Annotated in this window: 12 protein-coding genes and 1 riboswitch; of the genes, 4 read left to right on the top strand and 8 right to left on the bottom strand. The window is 48.4% G+C overall.

Features of this window, described 5'->3' with window-relative positions:
• Positions 1-71: 71 nt before the first annotated feature.
• From ABXR35_RS13400 to gcvH, 3 genes are all read right to left on the bottom strand, one after another.
• Positions 72-638, bottom strand: coding sequence for a DUF2569 family protein (locus ABXR35_RS13400; RefSeq protein WP_367060809.1), 567 nt, complete (start codon positions 636-638; stop codon positions 72-74).
• Positions 639-940: 302 nt separating this feature from the next.
• Complete coding sequence (locus ABXR35_RS13405) at positions 941-1,837, bottom strand: SDR family oxidoreductase (protein ID WP_367060811.1); 897 nt, start codon at positions 1,835-1,837, stop codon at positions 941-943.
• A gap of 426 nt (positions 1,838-2,263) precedes the next feature.
• On the bottom strand, positions 2,264-2,656 hold the full coding sequence (gene gcvH, locus ABXR35_RS13410) for a glycine cleavage system protein GcvH (protein WP_367060814.1): 393 nt from the start codon (positions 2,654-2,656) through the stop codon (positions 2,264-2,266).
• 186 nt (positions 2,657-2,842) lie between these two features.
• Positions 2,843-2,939: riboswitch (glycine riboswitch) on the top strand.
• 338 nt (positions 2,940-3,277) lie between these two features.
• On the opposite strand from gcvH, the gene gcvT reads away from it, so the two are divergent.
• The 4 genes from gcvT to ABXR35_RS13430 all read left to right on the top strand — a co-directional run bounded on the left by gcvT (position 3,278) and on the right by ABXR35_RS13430 (position 7,851).
• On the top strand, positions 3,278-4,390 hold the full coding sequence (gene gcvT, locus ABXR35_RS13415; RefSeq protein WP_367060817.1) for a glycine cleavage system aminomethyltransferase GcvT: 1,113 nt from the start codon (positions 3,278-3,280) through the stop codon (positions 4,388-4,390).
• 97 nt (positions 4,391-4,487) lie between these two features.
• Positions 4,488-5,843, top strand: a complete 1,356-nt coding sequence (gene gcvPA, locus ABXR35_RS13420) for an aminomethyl-transferring glycine dehydrogenase subunit GcvPA (RefSeq protein WP_367060820.1) — start codon at positions 4,488-4,490, stop codon at positions 5,841-5,843.
• A gap of 80 nt (positions 5,844-5,923) precedes the next feature.
• Positions 5,924-7,381, top strand: coding sequence for an aminomethyl-transferring glycine dehydrogenase subunit GcvPB (gene gcvPB / locus ABXR35_RS13425; protein ID WP_367061443.1), 1,458 nt, complete (start codon positions 5,924-5,926; stop codon positions 7,379-7,381).
• 140 nt (positions 7,382-7,521) lie between these two features.
• Positions 7,522-7,851, top strand: coding sequence for a putative quinol monooxygenase (locus ABXR35_RS13430; protein WP_436669338.1), 330 nt, complete (start codon positions 7,522-7,524; stop codon positions 7,849-7,851).
• A gap of 353 nt (positions 7,852-8,204) precedes the next feature.
• Here the strand turns inward: ABXR35_RS13430 and ptsP are convergent, their stop codons facing one another.
• The 5 genes from ptsP to floT form a co-directional block, all read right to left on the bottom strand.
• The gene (gene ptsP, locus ABXR35_RS13435) at positions 8,205-9,917 is read right to left on the bottom strand and encodes a phosphoenolpyruvate--protein phosphotransferase (RefSeq protein ID WP_367060823.1); all 1,713 of its coding nucleotides are present in this window, start codon (positions 9,915-9,917) and stop codon (positions 8,205-8,207) included.
• Positions 9,910-10,185 (bottom strand): HPr family phosphocarrier protein, encoded by a 276-nt coding sequence (locus ABXR35_RS13440; RefSeq protein ID WP_367060826.1) that lies wholly within the window; start codon positions 10,183-10,185, stop codon positions 9,910-9,912. Before ABXR35_RS13440 ends, ptsP begins: the two co-directional genes overlap by 8 nt.
• 380 nt (positions 10,186-10,565) lie before the next feature.
• Positions 10,566-12,623, bottom strand: a complete 2,058-nt coding sequence (ptsG, locus tag ABXR35_RS13445; RefSeq protein ID WP_367060828.1) for a glucose-specific PTS transporter subunit IIBC — start codon at positions 12,621-12,623, stop codon at positions 10,566-10,568.
• Positions 12,624-13,046: 423 nt separating this feature from the next.
• Positions 13,047-13,889, bottom strand: coding sequence for a glucose PTS transporter transcription antiterminator GlcT (gene glcT, locus ABXR35_RS13450; protein WP_367060831.1), 843 nt, complete (start codon positions 13,887-13,889; stop codon positions 13,047-13,049).
• A gap of 154 nt (positions 13,890-14,043) precedes the next feature.
• Entirely contained in the window at positions 14,044-15,687 is a 1,644-nt protein-coding gene (floT, locus tag ABXR35_RS13455; protein WP_367060834.1) for a flotillin lipid rafts scaffold protein FloT, read from the bottom strand.
• Between the last annotated feature and the right edge of the window lie 68 nt (positions 15,688-15,755).

Raw genomic sequence — 15,755 nt, forward strand, 5'->3', positions numbered from 1 at the left:
CTTTTTCATGATTGTAGCCGAGCAAGCGACTAACTGTAAACACGAATATGAAGGGGATGTCTGCTATGACATTAACGTATAAACGTGTTTCGTACACGTACCGAGCGTGAGAAATACAGATTCCACAGCAAGGTAATCACAGCAGTCCAGATCATCGCACTCACCATACTAACCGTTGGCGGTATAATGAAGAAGGTCACGACAACCAGCGCCAGATTAATCACCAGATACATACGTGCCATGCGTGGGAACGAGCGTTTACGAGTGTACAGCAGAATCAACAGGATGATCAGCAAAATTAATTTGATACCTGCTGCAACCAGTTCAAAGCTAGACAAGGATTGCAAATCCATATTGTACATCGCCAACGTACGATTCAGTTCAGACTGCATCTCTGCTGGGATTATATCTGGATTGGCTACAATAAACATGATAAATATGTAGGCGGGAATGGTAATAAAGGCACCGAACAGAGCCCAGTACATATACACCTGAAATACGGCAAGCCAACCTCCAAGCCCGACAAGCGGTGGACGATTGTAATCCGGTGGTTGCTGCCCCGGACGCGGTCCATTCGGTTGACCATTCATCGGCGGCTGCCCGTGACCATTAGGATTGGGTGGAAAATTGTTGTTCATTGGTTCTATTCCTTTCTAGTTCTAATCTGTGTCCAGACAGACCGTACGCGACGGCTGCTGGCGGTAGCTGCCCTGCTTGATCATCATGTGACATCATCGGCTGCGAATCCGATCATACACGGTTCGATCATACATCTAAGCATGCAAAACCCGCTTTCTCCAGTCTACCATAGCCAGCGTCAGAATAGTATTTTTATCCTGCATCATCGCTTGAACTCCACTTGCATCCAAGTAGGCAATTTCTTCTCCAATGGATCTCTTTGCTCCTGATCATGTTTCCACGATCATTCCTTCTTTTGCGGTCATTCCTTCTTTTCAGAATGGCTATATCCTGTCTGCCGCTCACTCCATGCCCATAAACGCAATGCTTGTTGTCGATCCAGTGCTCTGCCTTGTAGCGGCATCACTTTTTTACGATAAAAATATTGACCTGTGTGCTCTGCTACCGATGGATCGGTTGCCAGAAATACAGCCGTCTCCGCTCCCTGCTCCGGCGTTTGAAAAAAGGGCGTATGCGCCAATGCCGCTAGCAATCGTTTCCCAAACCCTGTATCTCGATCTACTCCAATGCTCGTTGCAACGGCGCCGGGATGCAGGCTGTTAACTGTAACGGACGTGTCCTTCAGACGCTCTGCCAGAATAGAGGTGAAATATAGATTCGCCAGCTTGGACTGCGCATAGGCACTGACCACATTGTACCCATCCTGCAAATACGGATCATCCCAGTGAATACGACCGATTTTGTAGGCATTGGAGCTAACGACTACGATCCGCGCTGCCTCTGCTTGTTGGAGTGCATCCAGCAGCAGCGAAGTCAGCAAAAAGTGCCCCAAATGATTGACTCCGATGCACATTTCGAACCCATCTGCCGTTTCCTTACGAGTTGGATTGACGACACCTGCGTTGTTTAGCAGCACATCCAGATGGTCATACTGCTTATAAAATTCAGCTGCAAAGGCACGGATCTTGTCCAGCGACCCTAGATCGCACGTCATCAGCGTTAGTCGATCGGAACCGCTCTCGCGCTTGGCTTGCTCCAGCGCTTGCTGTCCGCGCTGCGGATTGCGGCATCCCATAATAATATGGTGCCCTTGTTTGGCAAGAGCGATGCTTGAAGCGAGTCCCATACCGGAATTGGCACCTGTAATCAGGATGATTTTGCTATCAGTGGCGGTTGAAGTATGAATAGAATTAGTCATAGAATGGCTCCTCTCGATGTGTAGATACAGGATAGATGTTTGAAAAAGCAAGCTAGGATTACGATTCTCAGCGTATTGCAGCATAGGCTTACGATTGTCGGTGTCTTTATCTTGCAAGAATTGATTTCCAAGAAATTATTTTATAGAAATAAGCTCTATATTTTAAGTAAACGCAAAGGAGTTCGGTAACGCATATGGAATACGTACAGTATGGAATCATGAGGAAAAGATTCTATATACGACATTCAAGCACGTAAAAAAGCCGTCATCACATTCCAGATGGAATGGAGATAACGGCAAAGAATGCTTGTATGATCTACTGCAAGCCTATCGGAGTCATCCATAAGCATATTTCAAGCAGTAGCGATGCTAGATGTGGAGCATCAAAGCGCTAGAATACGAATGTTGAAACGATTACGCTGCTGATCAATCCTGTGCGTGTGCGCTATAAGCAGCCGCATCCAGCAGTTTAGACAGAGCAGCATCCAGATCGCCATCCACCTTCAGCTCTAGCATCCAACCACGACCGTAAGGGTCTGTGTTTACCAGCTCCGGCTCGGTTTCCAGATCGGGATTCAGACGGCTAACAACACCAGCCACTGGACAGAACAGATCGGATACTGTTTTGACAGATTCGATTGTGCCTACGACTTCATTCTCGCTTACATTGCGACCATCTTCCGGCAATTCAACAAACACAATATCCCCCAGTTGATGCTGGGCAAAGTCAGTAATACCAATTCGTACTGTATCATCACCAATACGCTCTACCCACTCGTGTTCCTCACTGTACAACAATTGATCCTTAATTTCGCTCATGATTATGCTCCTCCGGTTCCATGTCGTGATTGCATTTTGCTCAATGCCACAAGAGTATAGTAAGGAAGTTGGCACTGTCAAGAGGCTTGACATCGTTTACTCAATCAAGTATTAATATAATAAACATACAATTTTAGCTTTCCTAGTGTTGAATGTTCGGAAATACATAACATCATATGTGAGCGGATGAACGTACAGGGAGAGACTGCCACACCGATGGCGGCGCCGAAGGAGTAAGCCGGAGACGGTGAATCTCTCAGGTATCAGGGACCTGTACCGGACGCAACTCTGGAGAGCATCCGGTGCAGATCAGTGATGAATGCACAGCGGATCACCCAAGGGGAAACTTGTTTTGAACCATTCTAGATCACCGACAGATGTTGTATAGTCGGCGAGAATGATCAGCGAGGTAACTCTCAGGTATCAAGGACAGGGAGAAAAGGGAATGAATAACGGGCGACGTGTCGGTTTCTTTCCCTTCTCTTCCTGTCTTTTTTGTGCTTGTATACCTCTTTCAATCAAGTCAACATGATGAATACGTTGGCATCCCATTTGAAAATGAAACGCATGCCCATCATTTCCAGCTTCATCGTTACCACTACCAATTCGAGGTGAATACACATGACTGAATTGAAACGAACTCCGCTTTTCCCGTTATACCAACAATCCGGTTCCCCGCGCTGCATCGACTTTGGCGGCTGGGAACTGCCAGTACAATTTTACGGCATCCAAAAGGAACATGAGGCTGTACGCGAGCGCGCCGGATTGTTCGATGTATCCCATATGGGTGAGGTGATCATTAGCGGCAATGGGGCATTACGCTATTTGCAGCATATGTTGACCAACGATGTGTCCCGTTTACAGGACGGACAAGCACAGTATACGCTGATGTGCTATGACAACGGCGGAGTGGTTGATGATCTGCTTGTCTACCGCATCGGTGAGGAGCATTATATGCTCGTGCTGAACGCGTCCAATATCGATAAGGATATCGCTTGGCTGCGTCAGCATTTGCCCGAAGGCGTACAATTGAAGGACATTTCGGAGCAAACAGCATTGATTGCCCTGCAAGGACCACAAGCCGCTTCCATTCTCTCCAAAGCAACGGCAAGCGACACGTACGCTGCATTACCCGGCTTTTCCTTTGTAGCAGAAGCGAAGCTGTTTGATGTGGAAGTGATCGTCTCCCGCACAGGCTATACCGGTGAAGATGGATATGAGATCTATGCACCGGCTGCACACGCAGATGTGATTTGGAGCAAGCTGCTGGAAATGGGCGAATCGGATGGATTGATTCCATGCGGGCTAGGCGCGCGGGATACGCTGCGCTTTGAAGCGAAGCTTCCGCTGTATGGACAGGAGCTGTCTGCGGATATTACACCGCTGGAAGCTGGGCTCGGTTTCTTCGTGAAGCTGGACAAAGGCGATTTTATCGGACGTGATGTACTGGCTGGGCAAAAGGAAAACGGCGCACCGCGCAAAATGGTTGGTATTGAGCTAATTGACCGCGGCATTCCCCGCTCTCATTATCCGGTCTACCGCGATGGACGTCAGATTGGCGAAGTAACTACAGGTACACAGTCGCCCACATTGAAGCGCAATCTGGGACTGGCACTGATCGAAGCAGACAGCGCTGCACTGGGTACACCAGTTGAAGTTGAGATTCGTGGCAAGATGTTGAAGGCAGAAGTCGTGAAGGCTCCTTTTTATAAGCGTCAACCCGTGAATGTATAAATGTGAACTACGATTTGAACCCTTTTCCTCTGTTCTATTGCACGTCATGGCAATTCCATACTAACCGGCAGCGATACTGCCGAAAGGAGTACAGCACATGAAATCCCATCGCTATATCCCGATGACGCCACAAAATGAGCAGGACATGCTAGCCGTTGTCGGCGCTTCTTCCATTGAGGAACTATTCAAGGACATTCCCGCTTCTGTTCGTTATGAAGGTACATTGCCTATGTCTGGCATGCTGGACGAATATGCACTCACCCGCCATCTGTCCACACTGGCAGGACGCAATGCCGATACAGATCGGTATACAAGCTTTCTCGGTGCAGGCATTTACGATCATCATATCCCGTCTGTGATCAATCACGTGATTTCTCGTTCGGAATTTTATACAGCATATACTCCGTATCAACCAGAGATTAGCCAAGGCGAATTGCAGGCGATCTTTGAATTTCAATCGTACATTTGTGAATTAACTGGTATGGCAGTTGCCAACGCTAGTATGTATGATGGTGCTACCGCACTGGCAGAAGCCGCTTCGCTGGCAGCCTCCGCAACTCGCCGCAGCAAAATCGTCGCTTTCTCCACCATTCATCCAGAATCGCGCGCAGTTGTGAACAGTTATGCACGCGGGCTCAATCTGGAAGTGGTCGAAGTCGCTTACGGCGATGGCGTCACTGATATTAGCGCACTGGCTGAGGTGCTGGACGATCAGACCGCGGCTGTACTCGTACAATCACCTAACTTCTTCGGTGGAATCGAAAGTATCCAAGCAGCGGCGGATCTAGCGCATCAGCATGGCGCCCTGCTTGTGGTCAGCACCAACCCGATCTCGCTCGGTCTACTGGAAGCTCCGGGCAAACTCGGTGCTGACATCGTTGTCGGCGATGCACAACCACTCGGTATCTCCATGTCGCTCGGTGGTCCGACTTGTGGATTCTTCGCTGTGTCACAAGCACAGATGCGCCGCATGCCAGGTCGTATCGTCGGTCAAACCACAGACCGCAACGGCAAGCGCGGCTTCGTACTGACGCTGCAAACGCGTGAGCAGCATATTCGTCGTGACAAAGCGACATCCAACATCTGCTCCAACCAAGCGCTGTTGGCATTGTCCGCTTCTGTATACATGTCTGTGATGGGCAAACAAGGCATGCAAGATGTTGCTAACCTGAATGTGCAAAAGGCTCACTATGCTGCACAACAACTAGCGCAGGTTGCGGGATGTTCACTGGCATTCCAATCTCCATTTTTCAATGAATTCGTACTGAAGCTGCCGCAGGGTACTAGCGCATCGCAGGTGAATGCCAAGCTGCTGGATAAAGGCTATATTGGCGGGTACGATCTCGGTCTAAGTTATCCCGAATTGTCCGGTCACATGCTGTTCGCCGTTACGGAAAAGCGCACCAAAGCCGAAATGGATCAACTGGCTATCGAATTGGAGGCATCGCTATGACAAACGAAACGTTAACTACCAGTACCCCAACTGTCGGAGAATCCACACCTGCGGTCGCATCGACCGAAATACAGGGCGATATTGTCAAAGAAAAAGCACTCATTTTCGAACTGAGCCAGCCGGGACGTGTCGGATATTCACTGCCAGAATGCGACGTGCCGCAGGTGGATGTGAGTAGCCTGATTCCACAGGAGATGCTGCGTAGTGAAGCCGCTGCACTGCCAGAAGTATACGAAGTAGATGTCATCCGCCACTATACCGAGCTGTCGCGCTTGAACTTCGGCGTCGATAACGGCTTTTACCCACTTGGTTCTTGTACGATGAAATATAATCCCAAAGTAAACGAAGATGTAGCACGTTACGCTGGATTCGCCAAAATTCATCCGTATCAACCGGAGCAAAGTATTCAGGGTGCATTGGAGCTGCTGCATACGCTGCAAAACGATCTGGCTGCACTGACTGGCATGGATGCCGTTACCCTGCAACCAGCTGCCGGTGCACATGGTGAATGGACAGGTCTGATGATGATCCGTGCGTATCATGAAAAGCGCGGTGAGCATCGCACCAAAGTAATCGTGCCGGATTCCTCGCACGGTACGAACCCTGCCAGCGCAACCGTTGCCGGTTTCCAAACCGTAACCATCCCATCCAACGAACGCGGACTGGTCGATCTGGACGCATTGCGCGCTGCCGTCGGTCCCGACACGGCTGCTCTCATGCTGACCAACCCGAATACACTCGGTCTGTTCGAAGAACAAATTACCGAGATTGCACAAGTGGTACACGAAGCAGGCGGACTGCTGTATTACGATGGCGCCAACTCCAACGCGATCATGGGCATTGCTCGTCCGGGTGATATGGGCTTCGACGTTGTCCATCTCAATCTGCACAAAACGATGAGCACCCCGCATGGCGGCGGTGGTCCCGGCTCCGGTCCAGTCGGTGTCAAAAACAAACTGCTGCCATTCCTGCCTGAACCAGTCGTAGAAAAACAACAAGATGGAACCTATACCTTGCGTTCCGGTTCGCCAGATTCCATCGGTCGAGTGAAAGCCTATTATGGCAACTTCGGTATCCTTGTTCGCGCCTACACCTACATCCGCAGCTACGGACCGGAAGGTCTACGCCGCGTATCGGAATGTGCGGTACTGAACGCCAACTATATGATGCACCGCCTGAAAGATCACTACATTATGCCGTATGACAATGTATGTAAGCACGAATTTGTGATGTCGGGCAAAGGTCTGAAGCAATACGGTGTACGCACACTTGATGTTGCCAAACGATTGCTTGATTTCGGATACCATCCACCAACCGTCTACTTCCCACTGAACGTGGAAGAATGTATTATGATCGAACCCACGGAAACAGAAAGCAAAGAAACACTGGATGCCTTCATCGATACGATGATCCGTATTGCTGGTGAAGCGAAAGAAACACCAGAGCTGGTGCTAAACGCGCCATATACTACACCGGTCAGTCGCCTAGATGAGGCAACCGCTGCTCGCAAACCAGTACTGAACTGCGCATGTAGCTAAGCGCCCAATCCGATCATCTATATTGCACAATAAAGGAGCATACCATCACGGTATGCTCCTTTTCTTTATACGAAATAGGAAAATGAAATCCAATCTCGAATACATATAGCAGCTACATATCCACTTAGGAAAAGAGGTACATGATGAACAAATTCGGATTATTTGGTACATTCACCGTACAAGAGGGACAGCGCGATCAGATGGTAACTATTCTATTAGATGCTGCAACATCCATGGAGTCATTGCCAGAATGTGAAATCTATACAGTTAGCATCGCCGACAATGAACCGAACGCTGTATATGTATACGAAGTGTGGAGAAATCAGGAAGCCCATCAAGCATCTCTAACATTGGAAGCCACCCAAACCTTAATCCAACGTGCCAAACCAATCATTACCGGAATGAAGCGCATCTCCACCCTCCAACCCATCGGCGGCAAAGGCTTACGTAACACCAATAATCGAAATTAATCTGTATGTCCCATCCCAATGACTGCTTGCACCAAGCGGAGGAAAAGGAATTGTCCAAAAGGCCGACCTTTAAGCCTGTAGATTCCACTACTCGATCCCATTGCAGAATCTACAGGCTTAACCGGAGGCCGCTGGACAATCCTTTTCCGCAGCGATTTCCCAAAACACCACCAGCAATAGAGTAGTACAGCAATACAGTACTACAGCAATCCCAGCAACGAAAAAAAAGCTGATACTCCGAATCATCGGGGTATCAGCTTCATGGGATTGTTGGAAAACATGATAAAGTCTTTGTAAACGAATATCACTCACAGTATGCTGCACAAGGCTGCATCACATGCAAAATGAAAATCTTACGCCTGAATCGCGTTAACCAGCTCAACTACTTCTTCAGCTGTTTGCATATCGAGTGCTTTGGTAGCCAGCTCTTGCATGTCAGCTTTGGACAGTTTAGCGATTTGACTACGTGCAGGCAGAATCGAGCTTGCGCTCATGCTGAACTCATCAAGTCCCAGACCGAGCAGCAGTGGAATTGCTGTTGCATCCCCTGCCATCTCGCCACACATACCAGCCCATTTGCCTTCTTTGTGTGCTGCATCGATAACCATTTTCACCAGTCGCAGAATGGACGGGTTGTATGGTTGATACAGATACGAAACGCGTTCGTTCATGCGGTCAGCCGCCATAGTGTACTGAATCAGATCGTTTGTACCGATACTGAAGAAGTCCACTTCTTTGGCAAACTGATCAGCCAGTACAGCTGTCGAAGGAATTTCAACCATGATGCCGAGTTGGATATTGTCGGAAACGGCAACACCTTCAGCAACCAGTTTGTCTTTCTCTTCAACCAGAACCGCTTTGGCTTGACGGAATTCGCCCAGTGTCGCGATCATTGGGAACATAATACGCAGTTCACCGAATACGCTTGCTCTCAGCAGCGCACGCAGTTGTGTACGGAAAATGTCCTGACGATCCAGACAAAGACGAATTGCACGGAAACCGAGAAACGGATTCATTTCTTTTGGCAGAACCAGATAAGGCAGCTCTTTATCGCCACCGATGTCCAATGTGCGGACAACGACAGGTTTGCCTTCCATGCGTTCCAGTACGGTTTTGTACGCGTTGAATTGCACATCTTCCGAAGGCAGTTCGTCGCGACCCATGTACAGGAACTCAGTACGATACAGACCTACCGCTTCGCCGCCGTTGTCGATAACGCCAGCTACGTCGTTTGGTGTACCGATGTTGGCAGCCAGTTCCACGTGAACGCCGTCTTTGGACACAGTTGCTTCGTCGCGCAGTTTGCGCCATTCTGCTACCTGTGCTTCATACGCTTCACGTTTTGCACGATAATCTGCCAGTACAGTCTCATCCGGGTTCACGATAACGTTACCTTCGAGACCATCGACGATAACAACATCGCCGTTTTGTACGACTTCCATAACTTCCTTCGTGCCTACAACCGCTGGAATCTCTAGAGAGCGCGCCATGATTGCAGAGTGGGAAGTACGTCCGCCAATATTTGTAGTAAAACCTTTTACATAGTTACGATCCAATTGTGCTGTATCCGAAGGCGTCAAATCTTCAGCAATGATAACGACTTCTTCGCGGATTTCCGCAGGACTTTGGAAATTCACGCCCATCAGGTGGTTGATCACGCGTTTCGTTACGTCACGCATGTCTGCTGCACGTTCCTGAAGGTACGCACTTTTCATGTTTTCGAACATCGTTACGAATTGCGATGCAACTTCGTTCAGTGCGAATTCTGCGTTTACCATATCGCTAGTGATCTTGTCTTTGACCGGATCAATCAGCTCAGGGTCATTCAGAATCAGCAGGTGAGATTGGAAAATCTCAGCTTTCTTTTCGCCCATTTCTTGCAGGGTACGTTCTTTGATCGCCTCAAGTTCGCCCTGAGATTTGGTCAGAGCGTCTTGCAGTTTAGCCAGTTCGGCATCGGTGTCACTTACGGAGCGTTTTGTGATTTCGTATTCAGGATGCTCCAGACGGAATGCTTTGGCAATGGCGATGCCCGAAGACGCCGCAATTCCCAAAATATTAGCCATTGATTTCGCCTAGCCCTTCGTTCACCATAACGTCAGTCAAAGCTTTCAGAGCTGCTTCTTCTTCAGCGCCAGTAGTGGACAGAACGATAACGTCGCCTTGTTCCAGACCCAGGGACAGAACGCCCAGGATGGATTTCAGGGTTACTTTTTTACCTTTAGCTTCAGCAAAAGATTCAGTAGAAGCAAATTTGTTAGCAGCAGTTACCAGAGCTGTTGCTGGGCGTGCGTGGATACCATCTTCATCAACGATTTTAAAGGATTTTTCCATTATAGAGTCACTCGCTTTCTTGTAATTTGGGGTTTTGTTAAATAGATGTAAATCATCAAGCCATCCACTCTATTGTACAGCATAATAACGCCGGATGCACCTTCTGCCAAAAAAAATTTCGACTTTTTTCAGCAATAGCCAACAATTTACGGTAATTTTTAGGCAAATTCATGAACAGATCAACGAAATGCTGTATATTACCAAAAAATGCTTTCATTCCGTAATGATAGCAAACTATAGGCAAAGCTCCAGAGAGCTGCCTATAGTTTGTTAGGAATGCTGTTCAGCCGAAAGTGACCGGGTGTTCAGCTACATCGATGTGGATATTCAATTCATGATGCTGCCTGTTTCAGTGAAACGATGCTGCATGACATGCGGTTTTACTTGATGGAGATAATGTCGCCTTCTCCGCCTTTAACCGTACCGGATTTTTTCAGCGTTACTGTTGCGCCTTCCGGCAGGTTCGAGAAGATCACCGGTGTGATGATCGATGGTGCATTGGCTTTTACATACTCCAGATCCACTTCCAGGATTGGTTGGCCAGCCATTACATCGTCGCCTTCGGCAACGAGTACGTTGAAGCCTTGTCCTTTCAGTTTAACGGTGTTTACGCCAACGTGTACCAGAATTTCTTTGCCCGTTTCGGACATAATGCCGATTGCGTGCTTACTTGGGAACACGTTGAACACTTTACCGTTGACCGGAGAAGCAATTTTGCCGTTAGAAGGCAGGATTGCAAAACCGTCACCAGTCATTTTTTGCGAGAAGACTGGGTCTGGTACTTCGGTAATGCTCAGCAATTCGCCATCTGCAGGAGCGACGATCATTTCTTCAGCCATAATGTTCACCTGTTCTTCAGCAGTGCCTTTAACAGGTTCGTTGTCTACGCTTGGAGGCGTAGGTCGTGGTGTACGGCCAGCAATGATGTCTTGCATTTGCGATTTGATGGTATCAGAACGTGTACCGAAGATCGCCTGGATATTATTACCCACTTCCAGGACACCGGACGCGCCCAGTGCTTTCAATTGACCTTTGTCTACGCTTTTTGGTTCTTTTACTTGAATACGCAGACGTGTAATACATGCATCCAGACTGGAAATATTCTCTTGTCCGCCGAATGCGTCCAGAATTTTACCTGGCAGCTCGTCTTGTGTAGCTGCGCGACCGCCACCATTATTGTCTGTTGCAGCAACTGCATCTTCACGACCTGGTGTTTTCAGTTTGAAGGTACGAATCGCGAAACGGAAACCAAAGTAGTAAATGACTGCCAGAATCAGACCGACAATGATAACATCCCACCATGCTGTACGGTTTGGCAGAACACCGAACAGGATAAAGTCGATCAGACCACCAGAGAAGGTCATACCGATTTTAACACCCAGCAATTGCATAGTCATGAAAGACAGACCTGCGAAGATTGCGTGGATACCGAACAGTACTGGAGCAACGAACAGGAATGAGAATTCCAGTGGCTCTGTAATACCTGTCAGGAACGAAGTCAGTGCAGCGGAAGCCATGATACCAGCAACCACTTTTTTGTTTTCAGGTCTTGCTTCGTGATAGATCGCCAGAGCAGCAGCCGGCAAACCGAACATCATGAACGGGAATTTACCAGTCATGAACGTACCGGCTGTAAATGGAACGCCGTCACGCAGCTGTGCGAAGAAGATTTTTTGGTCCCCGTGAATGATTTGACCAGCTTTGTCGGTATACTGACCAAACTCGAACCAGAACGGAGAATAGAAGATATGATGCAGACCGAACGGAATCAGTGAACGTTCGATGACACCGAAAATAAATGCCGACAGTGTCGGGTTGGAATCGACCATATTATGCGAAATGTCGTTCAGCAAGCTTTGGATTGGCGGCCATACGAAGATCATGACTACACCAAGCAGCAGGGATGTCAGTGCCGTCATAATTGGCACGAAACGTTTACCAGCAAAGAAGCCGAGGTACGAAGGCAATTCGATCTTGAAGAATCGCTTGTACATTGCCGCTGCTAGAATACCGACGATAATACCGCCGAATACACCGGTTTGCAGCGTTGGAATACCCAATACGGAAGCAACGGAATAGTCGCCTTTGCCTACCATTTCGGTAGTGATGCCTTTGGCAGTACCCATTGTTACGTTCATAACCAGATAACCGATGATCGCTGCGAGACCAGCAACCCCTTCACCACCTGCGAGACCGACGGCAACCCCGACGGCGAATAGCAAGGACAGGTTATCGAATACAATTTGACCGGAGTTCATCATAATACTGGAAACCAGTTGAATCCACGGTGCTTTCAGTGCAGGTATATACTGCAAGAAGTCCGGGTTAACCAGCAGGTTACCGATACCGAGCAACAGACCCGCTGCCGGCAAAATCGCTACCGGAAGCATCAACGCTCTACCAACTTTTTGCAAAACGCCAAACAGACGTTTAAACAATACAGCCACTTCCCCTCAAGAATTTAGTAAAATAAGGTTTTTATGCCAATATCAAGCGATTTTTCTCTCCATCTGTATTGACCCAGATTGAGAACTCTTTAAACCCCCGTCAGCGCTTTTGTTGTCACTGTTATAGCGGTAGATTCCGAGCCTTCTTATGTTCACCTGATTGTGGCATTCTTCGTTTGAATTTCGGGCACACATGCAAAAAAGGCATGAGCGAACAATGCACCTGTAAAATAAAACCCCAGCCCATCAGGAGGATATAGTTCTCTCCCTGGATATGATGTCTTACTTTACAGATACTTTGTAAACTCATGCCTGATCGAATCAGTAACACGTTGTATCCGTTATTCAATTGAAGATTACGTTCTGAATTATAGCACTGACTTTCCAAACTTGCAAGCCTTTTCATTAAAAAAGTTACTCATTTTTCTCAACAAACCGTTGCAGGTGCATCGTCAGATAGCTGACTTCGGCGGCATAGACCGGACGGCGTAGTCGTCGTTCCATCATTTTGGTTAATTTCCACGCCAGCGAATACACTTCTGGATATTCCAGCTTCAGCATTTCTTCCAAACGATGCGTCGCTGCGACTTTCTCGCCACGCCGGATGCGTTCAATCGCAAACCGCAAATGGGTCAGCAGACGCGAATAATCAAGACTGTCACCGGTGATGTTCAGATTCAGCGCGTCCTCGACTACCTTTACCATATCGGCGATCAGACGGGAATGCGATTTGATCTCAGTAATATGCTGATCGGTCAATGCGCTGTAAATATGCAGCGCTACAAAGCCGATCTCGTCTTCTTCCAACGTCACGCCCAGCTTGTTGTGAATCATCTCCAGTGCATGCTGCGCCAATCGGTATTCCGTAGGATACATCTCTCTCGTCTCGTACAAAAATGGATTCTGCACAGTCATGCCCTGTTCAGCGCGCTTGATCGCAAACGCAATATGATCCGTTAATGCGATATGGATATGCTCATTCAGCGGAGTTTTGCTTTCTTTATTAATATAATGAATAATTTCGTTAATCACTTCTATAATACGCTCATCAATCTGCACAGCGAGCTGCTTATATTGCTCCTGCTCCTGCTGATTGGTCAAAATAAACATTTTCTCTACGACGTCCAGCGGGATGATGTCATGCGACTTACGGTTGAAGCCGATTCCCTTGCCGATCACCACAACTTCTTCGTACTGAGGATGGTCTGCGATGATTACGTTGTTATTCAGTACTTTAGCCACCTGTAGGCTGCTCACATTTGCACCCCTTTTACTATCGCCTTATCCCGACTAAGTTATCAAAAAAACACTGCTACGTCAATAACAAACGCCCGTCGGCGCGGTGATGCAAAGAGGCGATCAGACCTCTCCACGTGGAGAATCTGATCGCCATTTGCTATTTATATCTTTCTTATCTGGATTTCTCTGACTTGACCGTATCTTGATTGGATTCAGATACCGGTTGTTCGATGATGCGATTGCGCTCGCCTATGCCGATATGGCGGGCAGTCAGCTCGTCGGGCAACAGTTCCAATACGTCTGCCGTATCCTTCTGTGCATGCACAGGCTGCTTGTTGGTGGATTTTGCTGTGTTCGATTGTCCGGTAAAGCCTTTGATCATCTCTTCGAGATCTAGACCGGATACACTGCGCAGCATTTCCGGTGCAGTTGCCATCAGCTCAGTAACATAGTTGCTCACTCGCGTAGCACCGCCACCTTCGCCTTTGCCGGTATCCACGACCGTCAGCTTGTCGATGCCACTGATTGGTTCAGCGATTTTGCCTGCCAGCTCTGGTAGCATTTTGGCAACGATGTCGAGAATGGCTGCTTGACCGTAGGTTTCGAATGCTTCTGCCAGCTTTTGCTTCGCTTCCGCTTCGGCAAGACCGCGCAGTCGGATGACTTCGGCTTCGGCTGTACCTTTGGCACGCTCGGCATCCGCGATAGCAAGACCAGCAAGCCGCTGCTGCTCTGCCGATGCTTTGGCTTCGGTTTCGATAGAGTATTGATGGGCTTCCGCTTGACGCATTTGACGCGCTTTGTCCGCTTGGGCTGCTTGCTCTACAGCAAAGCGATCTGCTTCCGCTTTTTTCTTCACTTCTGCATCGTATTGCTTCTCACGAACCGTAATCTCGCGTTCCTTGAGGTCGATCTCCCGTTCTTTGCGTACTAGTTCAATACGCATTTGTTCTTCCATCATAACCTGCTTTGCTTTGGCTTCCTGAATATGGTACGCCTGATCGGCTTCCGCTTTGGCAGTATCCTGTTCCTTTTTAAATGCAGCGATCTTCAGTTCCTTGTCCTTCGATGCTTCGGCAACGTTCGTATCGCGCAGCAGCTCTGCCTTCTGCCCTTCCTGCTCGGCGCGCGCCTTCTGAATACGAGAGTCGCGCAAGGCTTCAGCTTCGGCAATATCCGCGTCCCGTTTGACAGCGGCGATCCGCGGCTTACCGAGCGCCTCCAGATAACCATGCTTGTCGCGTACGTCTTTGATTGTAAACGAAACGATTTGAAGTCCCATCTTTTTCAGATCACGAGCGGCAACACTTTGCACCTCCTGCGCAAAGCGGTCACGATTCCGGTACACCTCTTCAACCGTCATCGAGCCCATGATCGAACGCAGATGACCTTCCAGAACCTCCTGTGCCTCTCCTTGCAATGCCTGAATCGGCTTACCCATAAATTGCTCTGCCGCAGTTGCTACATCCTCAACTGAGCTACCAATCTTAATAATCGCTACGCCATCTGCCATAACCGGCACACCCTGCTCGGTGTATACTTCCGGTGTGCTCACATCCAGCTTGTGTGACAGTAAGGATAGAAATTCGGACTTCTGAAAAATAGGCCAAATAAACGCACCGCCACCGCGGACAATCTTAATTTTACGTCCGTCGCCATCATCGGAAATATTGCGTTTGCCAAGAAATGAACCGGTAACGACCATTGCTTCATCAGTGCTGACCGTTTTGTAACGCGCCCAAAACGTAATACCCAGCACGACCAATACAACGACAACAACGACCGGAATCAAAATCATTTCACTTACCATTCCCATAGCTTTCTCCCCTTTGATTGAGTATAGGATATCGCCATTTCATTTGAGGCAAGCACATTGATATAGAA

This window comes from Paenibacillus sp. JQZ6Y-1 (assembly GCF_040719145.1).
Taxonomy (GTDB): Bacteria; Bacillota; Bacilli; order Paenibacillales; family Paenibacillaceae; genus Saccharibacillus; species Saccharibacillus kandeliae.

Bases quoted from the DNA above. Each gene is read 5' to 3' on its own strand.
- gcvH (WP_367060814.1), bottom strand. From the start codon at position 2,656: ATGAGCGAAATTAAGGATCAATTGTTGTACAGTGAGGAACACGAGTGG.
- ABXR35_RS13400 (WP_367060809.1), bottom strand. From the start codon at position 638: ATGAACAACAATTTTCCACCCAATCCTAATGGTCACGGGCAGCCGCCG.
- ptsP (WP_367060823.1), bottom strand. From the start codon at position 9,917: ATGGCTAATATTTTGGGAATTGCGGCGTCTTCGGGCATCGCCATTGCC.
- gcvT (WP_367060817.1), top strand. From the start codon at position 3,278: ATGACTGAATTGAAACGAACTCCGCTTTTCCCGTTATACCAACAATCC.
- ABXR35_RS13405 (WP_367060811.1), bottom strand. From the start codon at position 1,837: ATGACTAATTCTATTCATACTTCAACCGCCACTGATAGCAAAATCATC.
- floT (WP_367060834.1), bottom strand. From the start codon at position 15,687: ATGGGAATGGTAAGTGAAATGATTTTGATTCCGGTCGTTGTTGTCGTT.
- ABXR35_RS13430 (WP_436669338.1), top strand. From the start codon at position 7,522: ATGATGAACAAATTCGGATTATTTGGTACATTCACCGTACAAGAGGGA.
- gcvPA (WP_367060820.1), top strand. From the start codon at position 4,488: ATGAAATCCCATCGCTATATCCCGATGACGCCACAAAATGAGCAGGAC.
- ABXR35_RS13440 (WP_367060826.1), bottom strand. From the start codon at position 10,185: ATGGAAAAATCCTTTAAAATCGTTGATGAAGATGGTATCCACGCACGC.